15 protein-coding genes are annotated in these 13,383 nt (G+C 53.7%); 6 read left to right on the forward strand and 9 right to left on the reverse strand.

The annotated features are described in order from the left end of the window. The first annotated feature begins 350 nt into the window (after positions 1-350). The 3 genes from Q8W32_RS12695 (at position 351) to Q8W32_RS12705 (ending at position 3,008) form a co-directional block, all read left to right on the forward strand. A complete protein-coding gene (locus Q8W32_RS12695; protein ID WP_303432493.1) occupies positions 351-1,073 on the forward strand; it encodes a helix-turn-helix domain-containing protein in 723 nt (240 codons plus the stop codon). Between the two features lie 414 nt (positions 1,074-1,487). Then, positions 1,488-2,663, forward strand: a complete 1,176-nt coding sequence (locus Q8W32_RS12700) for a glycosyltransferase family 1 protein (RefSeq protein ID WP_305415211.1) — start codon at positions 1,488-1,490, stop codon at positions 2,661-2,663. A gap of 42 nt (positions 2,664-2,705) precedes the next feature. Further along, a complete protein-coding gene (locus Q8W32_RS12705; RefSeq protein WP_305415212.1) occupies positions 2,706-3,008 on the forward strand; it encodes a hypothetical protein in 303 nt (100 codons plus the stop codon). Here Q8W32_RS12705 and Q8W32_RS12710 read toward each other — a convergent pair. Further along, positions 3,005-3,370: a hypothetical protein gene (locus Q8W32_RS12710; RefSeq protein ID WP_305415214.1), complete on the reverse strand. Its 366-nt coding sequence runs from the start codon at positions 3,368-3,370 to the stop codon at positions 3,005-3,007. The genes Q8W32_RS12705 and Q8W32_RS12710 overlap by 4 nt on opposite strands. Positions 3,371-3,531: 161 nt before the next feature. On the opposite strand from Q8W32_RS12710, the gene ccoM reads away from it, so the two are divergent. Further along, entirely contained in the window at positions 3,532-3,651 is a 120-nt protein-coding gene (gene ccoM, locus Q8W32_RS12715; protein ID WP_303432489.1) for a cytochrome c oxidase subunit CcoM, read from the forward strand. A 117-nt stretch (positions 3,652-3,768) separates the two neighbouring features. Here ccoM and Q8W32_RS12720 read toward each other — a convergent pair whose 3' ends face one another. The 8 genes from Q8W32_RS12720 to Q8W32_RS12755 are packed head-to-tail and all read right to left on the reverse strand — an operon-like array spanning position 3,769 to position 11,279. After that, positions 3,769-4,539, reverse strand: a complete 771-nt coding sequence (locus Q8W32_RS12720; RefSeq protein WP_303432488.1) for a septal ring lytic transglycosylase RlpA family protein — start codon at positions 4,537-4,539, stop codon at positions 3,769-3,771. Then, positions 4,536-5,513: a lytic murein transglycosylase B gene (mltB, locus tag Q8W32_RS12725; RefSeq protein WP_305415215.1), complete on the reverse strand. Its 978-nt coding sequence runs from the start codon at positions 5,511-5,513 to the stop codon at positions 4,536-4,538. Before mltB ends, Q8W32_RS12720 begins: the two co-directional genes overlap by 4 nt. Before the next feature lie 25 nt (positions 5,514-5,538). After that, positions 5,539-6,681, reverse strand: a complete 1,143-nt coding sequence (gene rodA, locus Q8W32_RS12730) for a rod shape-determining protein RodA (protein WP_303432486.1) — start codon at positions 6,679-6,681, stop codon at positions 5,539-5,541. Next, on the reverse strand, positions 6,678-8,534 hold the full coding sequence (gene mrdA / locus Q8W32_RS12735) for a penicillin-binding protein 2 (RefSeq protein WP_303432484.1): 1,857 nt from the start codon (positions 8,532-8,534) through the stop codon (positions 6,678-6,680). Before mrdA ends, rodA begins: the two co-directional genes overlap by 4 nt. Positions 8,535-8,541: 7 nt before the next feature. Then, positions 8,542-9,009: a 23S rRNA (pseudouridine(1915)-N(3))-methyltransferase RlmH gene (gene rlmH, locus Q8W32_RS12740; protein ID WP_305415217.1), complete on the reverse strand. Its 468-nt coding sequence runs from the start codon at positions 9,007-9,009 to the stop codon at positions 8,542-8,544. Next, positions 9,006-9,362, reverse strand: a complete 357-nt coding sequence (rsfS, locus tag Q8W32_RS12745) for a ribosome silencing factor (RefSeq protein ID WP_303432480.1) — start codon at positions 9,360-9,362, stop codon at positions 9,006-9,008. Before rsfS ends, rlmH begins: the two co-directional genes overlap by 4 nt. Before the next feature lie 7 nt (positions 9,363-9,369). Further along, positions 9,370-10,011, reverse strand: a complete 642-nt coding sequence (gene nadD, locus Q8W32_RS12750; protein ID WP_303432477.1) for a nicotinate-nucleotide adenylyltransferase — start codon at positions 10,009-10,011, stop codon at positions 9,370-9,372. An 11-nt stretch (positions 10,012-10,022) separates the two neighbouring features. Continuing rightward, positions 10,023-11,279, reverse strand: coding sequence for a glutamate-5-semialdehyde dehydrogenase (locus Q8W32_RS12755; protein ID WP_303432475.1), 1,257 nt, complete (start codon positions 11,277-11,279; stop codon positions 10,023-10,025). A gap of 176 nt (positions 11,280-11,455) precedes the next feature. Here Q8W32_RS12755 and Q8W32_RS12760 point away from each other — a divergent pair, with 176 nt between their 5' ends. Then, complete coding sequence (locus Q8W32_RS12760) at positions 11,456-12,391, forward strand: hypothetical protein (protein WP_305415219.1); 936 nt, start codon at positions 11,456-11,458, stop codon at positions 12,389-12,391. After that, a complete protein-coding gene (locus Q8W32_RS12765) occupies positions 12,375-13,355 on the forward strand; it encodes a diguanylate cyclase domain-containing protein (protein ID WP_305415220.1) in 981 nt (326 codons plus the stop codon). The genes Q8W32_RS12760 and Q8W32_RS12765 overlap by 17 nt, the downstream gene beginning before the upstream one ends. The last annotated feature ends 28 nt before the right edge of the window (positions 13,356-13,383 follow it).

A 13,383-nucleotide genomic window follows, 5' to 3' on the forward strand; every position in this document is an offset into this window, starting at 1 on the left:
TCAACGTTTCTCTGAATTCTGCCTTTGCACTCTTTTGCACCGACTGTGTCGTCTTTGTGATAATTCTTTGTGCATTTTTGTGAGCATTGCTGGCTTTACTTGGGCAGTTATTGATAAAAGGCAATATTTTTTTCTTCCTTGACTGTTCCAGAGTGATGACAGAACGCTGGATAAACCAGTCACAACCCCGCAGTACGGTACGTATAGTCAGCCAATAGTGCTTTTTTGACCTGTTCTGATGATTTTTTGGGCGCTGGCCATGATCCGGGCACCTGCCTGCAAAATTTATTGGTTGGTTTGGCAGAGCTGGTACGGAGTTTGCGAAAGACTATGTAAAGGAGGATCTGCCCATGTACAAAATCGCTGATATCCAAGACTATCGCCAGCCCAAACCTGCCACTGCCGCCCATTGGCTGACAGGCCTGACTGAAATCATTGAAGGTCGTTACCAGGACGAAGAAAGCATCCAGCGCCTGCTGATGTTGATTTCTGAACACACGGAACTGCGTAATGTATCCATTGCATTACCTGACTCCCCAAGCCGCTTTAAAGCCCAATATTGTTCCACTGGTGTCACTAATGGTGTGTACAGCTTTGCTGTCCAACATGCCTTGTGCCGTCAGTTTGAATCACGTGAATGGTTGGTCATCAAGGATGGCAGTGAGCGTCCGGAACGATTTGACCCCCAAGCCAGTGGCCTGACCTTGCAGGATCGTTGCTTGTTGGTCCCTCTGGTGCTGCGTCAGTCAGTACTGGCTGTGTTGGTGATGGACCTTCGTGGTGCAAGACTGGACAATGTCAGCCTTGAACTGGTGCACTGCCTTGGTGCTCAGATTGCTCAGATTCTGGCAACACAAGTGGTGCCTAATTTCAAGACTCTGTATGCACGTCCTTACCAGCGTGTGCAAGAAGATGAACTGAGTGATATTCACGCAGCCATCGATAAGTGCAACGGCAACAAGACCATGGCTGCAAAAGTGCTGGGATTGACGCCACGGCAATTACGTTATCGCTTGTCCAAACTGAGTGAAGAAACGACGTCCTCGATGAGTGCTTCAGAAGTCACTCATTAAGCATTGGTTATATCCATTCTGTATGCGGGTCTCCGGCCCGTCGTTGATACTGGGGTGACTGGTATCTGCGACGGGCAGTCTGCTCGTATTGGCTGACCAGCCTGTCTCTTTTCCCCGCATGACCCATAACCCGCCTGTCATTCGTTTGTTATCCGGCTTGTTATCCTGTTCGCTGTTTTTGGTTGCTCGATAAACTATTGCTTCTTTTGGGTAAGTTCCATTTCCATTTCCCTTTCCCGGTTGGGTCGCCCTGGTTTCAGGCTGTTGTTCAGGCGTTCTGAGCCGGAGGATGACGTGGAGGGCTGGTTTGGAGAGCTGACGTTTGGTGGAGTGATATGGGGCTTTATTGGCTTCATCAAAGTGTCACGGTGGTGCTGGCACACTGGTTGAATTTAGCCAGAGTGCCAGACCCGTATGGCTCCACTTCGTATCAGTATTGTTACCGAAACCTATGTGCCCGATGTTAACGGTGTCGCTAATTCCCTGCGCCAGTTGATTAATGCGCTGGACCCTCGTCACTTTCAGGTACAGCTGATTCGTACTCGGCCGCGCTCGACATGGCGTCCAGAAGTGGAAGAAGTCTGGTGCCGTGGTTTGACCATTCCAATGTACCCGGATTTACAGATTGGCTGGCCAGCCCGGGGAGATATTCGGGCGGCCTGGGATCGTTTTCAGCCGGAATTTGTCTTTATTGCCACCGAAGGCCCGCTGGGCAACTCGGCATTGAATTTGGCCACCGAGCGCGGCATTCCGGTGTTGAGTGCGTTTCATACCAACTTTCATCGTTACAGTAGTTATTATGGCTTGGGCTGGATTCGAACCCTGACGCTGAACTGGCTGCGCCGCTTCCATAACCGTACCGCCGGAACCCTGGTTCCTTCCGAAGAAGTCGCCGGTTTTTTATGTGAATCCAGCTTTCATAACGTTCAGGTATTGCCTCACGGGGTCAATTGTCATCTGTTCCATCCGCGGCGGCGTAGTATCAGTCTCAGGCAGTCCTGGCAGGTCAAGGACAGTGATCGGGTGATGCTGTATGTCGGACGTATTGCGGCAGAGAAAAATATCCCGCTCGCCATTGCGGCTTATGACCAGTTACGGGTGACCCGACCAGATCTGAAACTGGTGATGGTGGGGGATGGCCCGATGCGTGGTGATATTCAGGCCAGCCATCCCGATGTGATTTTTGCCGGCGTGCAAACGGGCGAGGCACTGGCCCGGCATTTTGCTTCCGCTGATCTGTTTGTCTTTCCCAGTGTCACGGAGACGTTTGGTCTGGTAACGCTGGAGGCCATGGCCAGTGGCTTGCCAGTGGCTGCATTTGATATGGCAGCTGCCCATATGCATATTCAGTCCGGTGTTAACGGTTCGTTGGCTCCGGTTGAAGAGAAGCCGGATATTGCCGAGCGGATGTTTGTCTCTGCCGCCGAGGCATTATTGGAGAGTGATCTGGTTGAGCAGGGCAAGGCGGCACGAGTGACGGCAGAACAGCTAAGCTGGGAGTGTGTGGCTGGTCAGTTTAGCCGTTATATAGATCGTGAGTTGGATCAGCCGATTGTTCAAATCGGAACAAAGTACAAAACAATGGTATGAGCGTTGCAGTAAAATCCCCAGTACCAACTTGGGGGGAACCACATGGTTGAATTCAACCGCAACAATATCGCACTACTACAAAAAATAAAGCGATTAGCGAAAGAAGAGCAGGGCTGCATAATTCACTATGATTCGCCTTCATTGGAAGATGACCTCAGAACCCTTGTAAAAAGCGGCGTGAGCCATGATTTACTTGAGATGATTGAGATGTTTTTGCCGACCCAAACACCAAAAACCAAGCCGATTATGGACAGAACGTACCGCGGTGCGACGGCCATGATTGATGATCGGGAGCGGATCGGGCCGTCTACCCGGGTCTATCGGGGGCGAATTATCTCTAATTAGTTTGTTATCAATGTGTTGTTTTTTGGTGCGATATTGAACTCGTTTTGAAAAATCTGTGAATTGCTGGTGCAGATGACCTGAATTAACCTTGCAGTGGCGTTCGGTAATCCAGAAAGATAACGATCAATAAGCATGACAGACAGCACCCTGTGCAAGGATGCCACGCAAGACCTGTCATTTTTCAGCAGCCAGCGCCTGTGGGCGCTGGTTTGCTCGACCCTAATAAGATCTTTTGGAACAACAGGGATCTTCGTCCGGATAACGTCCCTGCCCCTGTTTCTGCCGGTGATGACCTGATCATCGGAATAACCGTCTCCCTGAAATCCTGCCTTCTGTTTCAGCGCAATAAGCAAGCCAGCCAATAACTGATCTTATGTCGCTTTTGATGCATATCAAGCGTAGCAACGGTTATAAAGAGCGGCTGAAAAACGGCTTGATGTGAGTCAATTTGACACAGGTGTGGACTGTTACATTGCCCTCAACACGTCAAACGCAAGACCGACTAAGAGTGAGGAATCCCACTATGTTTATGGACGAAGTTGTTTTTGCCGGATTAGTGATTGTCGGACTGACCTGCGTATTTTTTGTAGGTGTATATGCGGCTATCCGTAAGGACATCAAAAAACACGGCTCTGGAGAATAAGAGCCGGTTTTATTATTTTCTGCGCTGAGTACCCTTGCCTCGGGCCCGACCAGTTTGGTCGTGGCCCTTTTTTTGTGGCTTGTGATCTGCTGCGCGTGACGGCAATGTGAATGGTGCTCAGTCGAGTTGATGAGCACCGAGTATGACGGGGTTGTTGATCTGCAGGTTTTCCAACCTGATCAGCAAGTCCTGCAAGGGCTCTCCTTCCGGTACCGGGCCGATACGTACCTTATGGAGTGGTTTGCCATTCAGATTGCCCTGATGTACCTCCACAGGCCACGACAGTGGCTTCAGCGCCTGACTCAGGCTTTGCTGCTGCCGCCTGGCGTTGGACTGGTCGGACAGGGCTGACACCTGTATCCAGTGTACCTTGTCGGGGTAAGGCTGGGTCAGCAGTTCGACCGTGACCGGGGCGGTGCCGGATACATCCAGGCCCACTTTGTGGGCAGCGGCATACGACAGGTCAATAATACGGCCTTCATGAAATGGCCCGCGATCATTGACCCGTACCACCACACTTTTGCCGTTGTCTTGACGGGTTACCCGCACATAGCTGGGTAACGGCAAGGTTTTGTGGGCCGCGGTAAATTGATAAACATCGTAAATTTCACCGTTGGAGGTGGCGTGGCCATGGAATTTCATGCCGTACCAGGAGGCGATGCCTGTCTGCCGGAATGACGTTGGTTGATCCAGTACTTGATAGCGTTGCCCCAGCACCTGATACGTTGGGCCGTTACCCGTCACACTGAGTGGTTCCCGTGTGGGGGTGGGCTCCTCTATGGTGGATAAATCCGGTGGTTCTGGAGGACTGAAGTCTTCCTTGTGCTGGTAACGCGAGCTGCAGGCGCTGAGTAGCAGCGCCATGATCAGCCAAAAGCCGGTCTTCACTGTTTCAGCGCCTCACTCAACTGATAAACCGCCATGGCATACAGACGGCTATGGTTATAGCGGGTAATCACGTAATAGTTATAGTGGGCCAGCCAGAACTCGGCTCCTTGCTTGCCAATCAGTTTGACCAGGCTGGCAGGGTCTTCGGCATTTGCTGGCTCGATGGTGGAAACTCCCATGGCTGCCAGTTTTGCGACAGTCCATTTGGGCTTCAGGTTGTCATTAACGGCTTGCTGGTACTGGTTGCCGCTGACGCGGGCGCGTTGTACCACCGGCTCGTGTGCTCGCCAGCCATGGACGTTGAAATAGTTGGCGACGCTGTTAATGGCATCCGCTGGGTTAGCCCATAAATCACGCTGGCCATCACCATCGCCATCAACGGCATACGCGAGAAAACTGGTCGGAATAAACTGACCGTAGCCCATGGCGCCGGCGTAAGAGCCCTTGACGGTTGCGGGATCAAGATTTTCTTCTTTGGCCAGTGAGAAAAAGGCTTTTAATTCGCGCCAGAAGATCGGCCGTTTAGGGTAGTCGAATGCCAGTGTGGCCAGTGAATCCAGTACCCGGTAGCTACCCTGACGACTGCCGTAGAACGTTTCCACACCGATGATGGCAGTGATGATTTCTTTGGGAATGCCGTACTTCTGTTCTGCCGCCGCCAACAGTCCGGCATGTTTTGCCATAAAGGCCTTGCCGCCTTCAATGCGCTTGCTGGTGAGGAAAATATCCTGATAGCTATCCCATTCGAGGGTTTTTTCTGCCGGACGAGCGATGGCTTCCAGTACCGAGTCGAGTTTTTTCGATTCTGCCAGCCAACGCCTGGTTTCTGCAGGAGGGATTTGATATTCCTTTTCCAGCTCGGCCGCAAACTCATTAAAGCGAGGGTGCTGGTCGTAACCGGCATATGCCAGCGCTGAGCCACTAAGACTGATAACCAGGCAAGTCTTTGCCAGTTGACGTGTAAGTCTGGTCATACTGATTCCCTGTTAAGTATTTTGATTAACGTTTTTGATGTATTGCCATGGACATGATCAGGCCAAAGGCTGTCATCAGGCTGACGACTGACGTTCCACCATAGCTGACCAGTGGTAGTGGAACACCCACCACGGGTAAAATTCCGCTAACCATACCGATGTTCACAAATACATAGATAAAAAAGGTAACGGACAAGCTGCCCGCTAGCAGGCGGCCAAACAAGGTCTCGCTACGGCTGCTAAGCACCAGACAGCGGAATATGATCAGGAAGTACAGCACCAGTAGCAGCAATACGCCAATCAGACCCAGTTCTTCTGCCAGTACGGCAATAATAAAATCGGTATGACTCTCTGGCAGAAATTCCAGTTGTGACTGGGTACCCTGCATAAAGCCTTTGCCTTCAATGCCGCCGGAGCCAATGGCGGTTTTTGACTGAATGATATTCCAGCCAGACCCCAGTGGGTCACTTTCCGGGTTCAGGAAGGTCAGCACCCGTTGTTTTTGATAGTCGTGCATAACAAAAAACCACATCAGTGGGGCACAGGCTGAGACGATAGCAATCAGGGAACCAATCAGCTTCCAGGCCATACCGGCAAAAAACAGCACCAGTAGACCAGACGCTGAGATCAACAGTGAAGTACCCAGGTCGGGCTGTTTCAGGATCAGTATCGTCGGGATAACAATTAGCCCGCTGGCCTTGAGCAAGTCGGTGATATGCGGCGGCACCGGTCGCCGGGCCATATACCAGGCCACGGTGAGTGGCAGAATCAGCTTGACCAGTTCCGATGGCTGGAAGCGGGGCAGCCCGGGCAGGGCCAGCCAGCGTTGCGCGCCCTTGGCCCCTACACCGGCAATCAGCACGCTGATCAAGGCAACCAGAGCCAACAGATAAGCCCAGGGCGCAATCATTTGATAAAAGCGAGGGGGTAGCTGTGCTGCCAGCCCCATGCCAAGCAAACCAATGCCCATATGCACGGCCTGGCGTACCAGCATATGCGTATCTCGGCCACTGCCGGTATACAGTATCAGTAAGCCGGCCAGGCACAGCACCAGTAGCAGTATCACCAGTAGCAAATCCAGATGAATGCGGGTGAATAATGCTTTACCACGATCAAATCCCGGGTGTATGCCGCTACCCAGTGTGCGGGTGAAGTCGGAATTGCTCATTCGCCAGTGCTTCCGCTGAGGTAAAGATTAATAACTGATTGAGCAATGGGTGCTGCGGTACGACCCGCTGATTCGCCGTTTTCGACCACCACGGCAATCGCAATCTGCGGATCTTCAACCGGTGCAAAGGCGATAAACAGAGCGTGATCACGCAAGCGCTCGCGCAGGGCGTCGGAGTCGTATTCTTCATCTTGCTTGATGCCGACAACCTGGGCAGTACCGGTTTTGCCTGCGATGGAAAACTCCAGGTGTTTTTGCAGCACGCGAGCAGTGCCATGAGGGCTGGAGATCACTTTGCGCATGGCTTCAAACATATGATCCCAGTTGTCTTCGTTGTTCAGTTTGATGTCCTGGGCCTCACTTTCATCAATCGCTTCATGCTGACCGCTGTGGGCAGAGAGCAGACGGGGAGCGACCCACTTGCCGCGATTGGCCATTAACGCTGTGGCAGTGGCCAGTTGCAAGGGGGTGACCTGCATATAGCCCTGGCCAATGCCCAGGTTGACGGTATCACCGGCGTACCAGCTGGCTTTGTAGTGTTTGCGTTTCCATTCACGGCCGGGCAGCAGCCCGGAGAAGGCGTTATCAACATCTATCGCCAGGTTCTGGCCAAAGCCGAACTGCGCCAAAAAAGGGTCAAGCTTGTCAATTCCCGCGCGGACGGCGGCATCATAAAAATAGACATCGCAGGATTCGACGATAGCGCGTTCCAGATTGACTTCGCCATGACCCTGGCGTTTCCAGTCCCGGTAGACCCGGGAGCTGTTTTCCAGCATAAAGCTGCCGGTATCAAAAATAGTACGGCTCCAGCTGGTCACACCGAGGTCGGTGACGCCGATACCAATAAAGGGTTTCAGGGTGGATGCCGGTGGATAGCGGCCCCGTATGGCCCGGTCGAACAGGGGTAAATCCGGATTGTCACGCAAGGCATTATAGTCGGTATGGGATATACCGGTAACAAACAGGTTGGGGTCAAAGCCCGGGTTACTGTAGAGGCTGAGAATCCCCCCGGTTTTGACTTCAATAGCCACCAGAGCGCCCCGGTGATTGGCCAGTTGTTGCTGGGCCAGCCGTTGCAGGCGGCTGTCGAGGTGCAGGGTCAGGTCTTGTCCGGGGGTCGGGTCTGACTGCTCCAATACCCGTAAAATACGGCCGCGGGCGTTGGTTTCCACTTTTTGATAGCCGGGTTCGCCATGCAGGTCACTTTCATAACGCTTTTCAATACCTTGTTTGCCAATGTATTGGGTGGCGCTGTAGCGGCGTTTGGTATCGATATCGGTATCCAGGTGATTTTGTTCCCGCTGGTTGATACGTCCGACGTAACCCAGTACATGGGCAAAGGTTTCCCCTTGTGGATAATGACGCACCAGCTGGGCTTCGACATCGACACCGGGCAGGTAAACCCGGTTGACCATGACCTTGGCAATTTCAACTTCGGTCAGTTGATGGCGTAAAACAACGGGTTCGTAGGGTCGACGACGCAGTTCCAGACGTCGTTCGAGCTGTTCCCGGTCCCGTTCTGAAATACCGATCATATCGTCGATAAAATTCAGAGTATCTTCCATATTACGAACGCGTTCAGGCACCAGCGTCAGGCTGTATGAGGGTACGTTTTCTGCCAGCAATTCCCCATTGCGGTCATAAATCAGACCACGCTTGGGAGGCAGCGGCTGGATCTTGATACGGTTGTTTTCGGATAGATTCTGGTATTTTTCGTAGAGGGTGATTTGCAAATAGGCCATACGCCAGACGAGCACGCCCAGCAAGGCAAAGATAATCAGGCCCAGAATCGCGGCACGAGAACGAAACAGCTTTACTTCAGCTGATTTATCCCGGAAGGAGTGCTCCCACATGCAGGCCTCATTTGTGGTAAGGATGGCCCTGCAACAGGGTCCAGGCTCGATATATCTGCTCAGCCACCACCACGCGTACCAGAGGGTGCGGCAAGGTCAGGCTGGATAGTGACCAGCGTTGTTTTGCCTGCGCCAGCAGCGTTGGGGCTATGCCATCAGGGCCACCAATCACCAGAGCCACATCGTGACCGTCCATGCGCCATTGCGACAGATGACCGGAGAGCTGTTCTGTTGACCAGGGTTTACCAAGGACATCCAGTACGACCAGATGTTCCTGTGGCCGTATTGCCTTTAGCAAGGCAGCAGCTTCCTGCTGCATGGCTTTTTCCTTGCTGCTGCTTTTACTGCGGTGACCCGGGCTGATTTCCACCAGTTCCAGGGCGCAGTCGGCAGGTAGCCGTTTGGCGTATTCCTGATAGCCGTCTGTCACCCAGGCGGGCATTTTCTGACCGACCGCCAGCAGCCGGATTTTCATTCCGCTGCATGACCCTTGCTGGATGAGTCGGCAGGTTCACCCCAGAGTCGCTCGAGGTCATAGAAGTGGCGCGACTGGTCGGTCATGACATGCACGACGACGTCGATCAGGTCGATCAGTACCCAGTCAGCGACGGCACGACCTTCGGTGCCATTGGGGCGCAGGCCGGCATGCTTGGCTTTTTCTTCAACATGGCCTGCGACGGCGGTAACGTGGCGATTGGATGTCCCGGTGGCAATGACCATCCAGTCGGTGACAGAAGTACGGCCACGTACGTCCAGAATAGTGATGTCTCTGGCTTTCATATCGTCCAGGGAATCGACGACCAGGTTTTTGATTTGCTCAGTTTGCATTCGCTACTTATCGGTAAAGTTGGTGTTGAGTGAGATAGTCCAGTACAGGGTCTGGAGTAAGGAACCGGACATTCTCGCCTTCGGCAATGCCTCGACGCAAGCCCGATGCTGAAATATCCAGCCCGGGCCAGGCCTGTTGGCAGATACGACCTGCAGGACTGGCTAACAGGTCAGTAATGGAAGCCTGTCGTGCCAGCCACTGTTGTTGTTGCCATGGGGCAACGGGCTGGCGTTCTCCGGGACGACTGATGACCATCAGATTGGCGAGATCAAGGATGTCGTCACAGCGGTGCCAGCGGTCAAAACTGAGCCAGGCATCGGTGCCCATTGCCCAGGTAAAACTGATGGCCGGGTAAAGGGTACGCAGCCATTCCAGGGTAATGACACTGTAGCTGCATTCCGGGCGTTGTAATTCAATATCGCTGACTTCGACACCATCCAGGTCGCTGGTAGCGAGATTCAGCATGGCCAGGCGCTGGCTTGATGACGCCCGGGGGGACGGCCGGTGTGGCGGAATACGGTTAGGCATCAGCAGCACCCGCTCAAAACCGGCGTCGCGTAATTGCAAGGCGATACGCAAGTGCCCGATATGAACCGGGTCAAAGGTACCGCCCAGAATGGCCCAGGGAGCAGCCCGTGCGGCTGCCACGGTTGAGCTCATTATTTGCGTACTTCGCCGTTACCAAACACAACGTATTTCTGTGAGGTCAGACCATCCAGTCCGACCGGGCCACGGGCATGAATTTTATCGGTAGAGATACCGATTTCTGCTCCCAGGCCGTATTCAAAGCCGTCGGCAAAACGGGTTGAGGCATTGATCATCACCGAGCTGGAATCGACTTCGGTGAGGAACTGGCGCGCCAGGGTGTAGTTCTCGGTGACAATACTGTCGGTATGGTGCGAACCGTGGCGATTGATATGTTCAATGGCAGCCTCAATGCTGTCGACTACCTTGATCGACAGAATCGGTGCCAGGTACTCGGTATCCCAGTCTGCAGCGGTGGCGGCTGTTATGCCATGAAGAATATCGCGGCTGCGGTCGCAGCCACGTAATTCAACGTCCAGGGCAGCATAGGCTTCTCCCAGCGCTGGCAGTAACTCATTGGCGACATCCTGATGCACCAACAGGGTTTCCATGGTGTTGCAGGTGCCGTAACGGTGGGTTTTGGCATTAACGGCGATATTCAGTGCCTTGGTCTGGTCGGCAAAGCGATCCAGATACACATGGCAGATGCCGTCGAGGTGTTTGATAACCGGGACCCTGGCGTCCTTGCTGACGCGTTCAATCAGCCCTTTGCCACCACGAGGTACAATAACGTCGACAAATTCTGGCAGGGTGATCAAGTGGCCAACAGCGGCACGGTCGGTGGTTTCCACTACCTGCACGGCGGTTTCAGGTAATCCGGCAGCGGCCAAACCGGTGCGAATACAGGTTGCCAGCATCTGGTTGCTGGCAATGGACTCCGAGCCACCCCGTAAAATGGTGGCATTGCCGGACTTGAGACACAGGCTGGCGGCTTCGATGGTTACGTTCGGGCGGCTTTCGTAAATAATGCCGATGACACCCAGAGGCACACGCATCTTGCCAACCTGAATGCCGCTGGGGCGGTATTTCATATCGGTGATCTCACCCACCGGGTCTGGCAGGGTGGCGACCTGATGCAGGCCTTCAATCATGGTGTCAATACGGGCGTCGGTCAGTTCCAGGCGATCGAGCAGGGCAGCATCCAGGCCTTTGGCCCGACCGTTTTCAAGGTCGGTGGCATTGGCTTGATAGAGGTCGCTACGTTGCTGGCTGATGGCATCGGCGATGGCCAGCAAGGCTTTGTTTTTGTCCTGGGTTGAGGCTCTGGCCATGGCTGTTGCAGCAGCACGTGCCTGTTGGCCCAGCGTTATCATGTATTGGTTTACATCCATCGATTACACCCGATCGGTCGGAAACAGATAAAGTTGGCTAGTATACACTACCCACCTGCGGATTAACCCGGTAATTACGTTCGGGGGCAGGGTATTGCGGTTACCTGGCACCGGGGTGATGCGGCGTTTTCCTGTCAAGGTACTGGCCGACGAATCCCAATGACAAAGGCTTTCTGATGCTCACAGGCAAGAACAATACGTATTTTTTACGACAGCAAGAGTTACGGCTGACGGCTTTCTATTGTCTGCTGATGGCCGTATGCCTGGCGGCGCTGTCCTGGATTGATTGGCGACACCAGCATGTTGGAGAGACGATTGCCACTTTATTGCTCGGTTGCCTGCTGAGTATTTATGCCCGTTATCTGCTGTTGCACGACAAACCCTATCGACGTCGCTGGCCTGAATGGTTGGTCGTGACACTACTGGTGCTGATGGCCTTGCGGGAGATGACCATTGGCCTGGACACCGTACATATTGGTTTCTGGGTGCCGTTCTATCTGGTGTTTGCGTTTCGATGGCAGTATGCCATTTGGATGATGCTGGCTTTTTCGGTGTTATTTCTGTGTCTGGCCGCCTGTTTGGATATCCTGTTGCGAGCACAGGTTATGACAACCTATACCGTGAGTGTGGCGGTCGCCGCTGCAATTGGCTGGATGAATGAATCCGGTACTATCCGGTTGCGCGAAGAAGTCGGGGCGGATCCACGTACCGGTGCCTATCGGGAGGATCAACTGCTGATCGATCTGGCCCGTGAAATCCCCCGCGCGGATCGTCATTCATCCCGGCTGCTGTTGACCCTGGTGCTGGTGCCGGGTACTTGGCGTCAACTGGGGAACGAGGCGTTTGAAGATCGTATCCAACAACTGGGAACGCATTTGCAACAGGGGGTACAGCCTTTTCATATGTTGTATCGATTGGAATCGGATGATTTTCTGGTGTTGATGCCTTATGGCACTACGGATGACTTCCGCTTGATCGAACAGCAACTGGACCCTGTTGCCAGGGCGGGTGAGCAGCCTCTGGATATTGTCGCTATTCATTATCAGCCAGACGACGATGTGGACAGCTTGGTCGTACGGATCAGGGAGGCTTGTCATGATGATCATGCTTGATAATCACCATCGTGGCCCGGTGTTGCGGTCGGGCTTGTTTGTCTTGACGGCACTGCTGATGAGCTGGGTGGTATGGGAGCAGTTCCAGCTGGGTCTGTACGATACCGTGCTGATGAGTTTCTGTGTGATTCCGATGCTCTTGCTGGCGGCGGCGATTATCTGGCTGCAGCGGGATTGCAGCCATCATGATTGGCTGGCGCTGCCGGTACTGGTGCTGGTAGTGGCACCCGGTTTTATCCAGATCGAACCCAGCATGGCGTTATCTCTGAACTATCTGTTGATGATGCCGTTTCTCAGCTATTTTTGCCTGCGTCGTACCCTCAGCCATATTTATAACATTGGTATGATTATCGCCCTCTGGTGGACTGTCATGATGGCTGCGGATGTGCTGGTGGCAACCCGGGCAGCACTGGTTTACACCATGGTGGCGGCCTCGGTTGCCTGTTATGGCTTGTTGATCCAGCACCGCTTGCTGATGGTGGCTTCACTGACATTAAATGATGGTGAATCCGGGGCTTATAATGCCGGTCATTTTTCGCTGGTAGCGGAGCGGGAAGTGGCTCGCAGCGAGCGTGCCAAGCGGCCATTGGCGCTGATTGGTTTCAGTATTGAAGATTTTTCCCAGTTGTGTGACTTGCATGGACAGCACGCCGTCAGTCAGTTTTTGCCGCAGTTTGTTGAAGGGATTCGTAATGAAGTGCGGGCCGGGGATGAGATTTTCCGTATCCGGGATGAGCTGTTTATCTTGCTACTGCCAGACTGTGCGGAAGATGGTGCTATCGTCCTGATGGAACGTATGCGTCGACAGATGGAGCGGCAGCCGTGGCCAATACTGGGTGAGGTATCCTTGCTGACCACCACCGTGGCATTGGTGGCCGGGGATACGTGCCAGGACGTTGAGCGGCGCTTGCTCGCCCGCCTGGCCAAGCAGAAGCGCGCCAGCCTGCAGGCGGCCGCTTTCTGAACCCCGCCAAGCGGCTGGCAGGGTTGGC

This window comes from Oceanobacter sp. 3_MG-2023 (genome assembly GCF_030688925.1).
In the GTDB taxonomy this organism is placed as follows: Bacteria; Pseudomonadota; Gammaproteobacteria; order Pseudomonadales; family Oceanobacteraceae; genus Oceanobacter.

Bases quoted from the DNA above. Each gene is read 5' to 3' on its own strand.
- Q8W32_RS12765 (WP_305415220.1), top strand. From the start codon at position 12,375: ATGATGATCATGCTTGATAATCACCATCGTGGCCCGGTGTTGCGGTCG.
- Q8W32_RS12695 (WP_303432493.1), top strand. From the start codon at position 351: ATGTACAAAATCGCTGATATCCAAGACTATCGCCAGCCCAAACCTGCC.
- mrdA (WP_303432484.1), bottom strand. From the start codon at position 8,534: ATGTGGGAGCACTCCTTCCGGGATAAATCAGCTGAAGTAAAGCTGTTT.
- rsfS (WP_303432480.1), bottom strand. From the start codon at position 9,362: ATGCAAACTGAGCAAATCAAAAACCTGGTCGTCGATTCCCTGGACGAT.
- rodA (WP_303432486.1), bottom strand. From the start codon at position 6,681: ATGAGCAATTCCGACTTCACCCGCACACTGGGTAGCGGCATACACCCG.
- Q8W32_RS12760 (WP_305415219.1), top strand. From the start codon at position 11,456: ATGCTCACAGGCAAGAACAATACGTATTTTTTACGACAGCAAGAGTTA.
- ccoM (WP_303432489.1), top strand. From the start codon at position 3,532: ATGTTTATGGACGAAGTTGTTTTTGCCGGATTAGTGATTGTCGGACTG.
- Q8W32_RS12705 (WP_305415212.1), top strand. From the start codon at position 2,706: ATGGTTGAATTCAACCGCAACAATATCGCACTACTACAAAAAATAAAG.
- Q8W32_RS12755 (WP_303432475.1), bottom strand. From the start codon at position 11,279: ATGGATGTAAACCAATACATGATAACGCTGGGCCAACAGGCACGTGCT.
- Q8W32_RS12700 (WP_305415211.1), top strand. From the start codon at position 1,488: ATGGCTCCACTTCGTATCAGTATTGTTACCGAAACCTATGTGCCCGAT.
- mltB (WP_305415215.1), bottom strand. From the start codon at position 5,513: ATGACCAGACTTACACGTCAACTGGCAAAGACTTGCCTGGTTATCAGT.
- rlmH (WP_305415217.1), bottom strand. From the start codon at position 9,009: ATGAAAATCCGGCTGCTGGCGGTCGGTCAGAAAATGCCCGCCTGGGTG.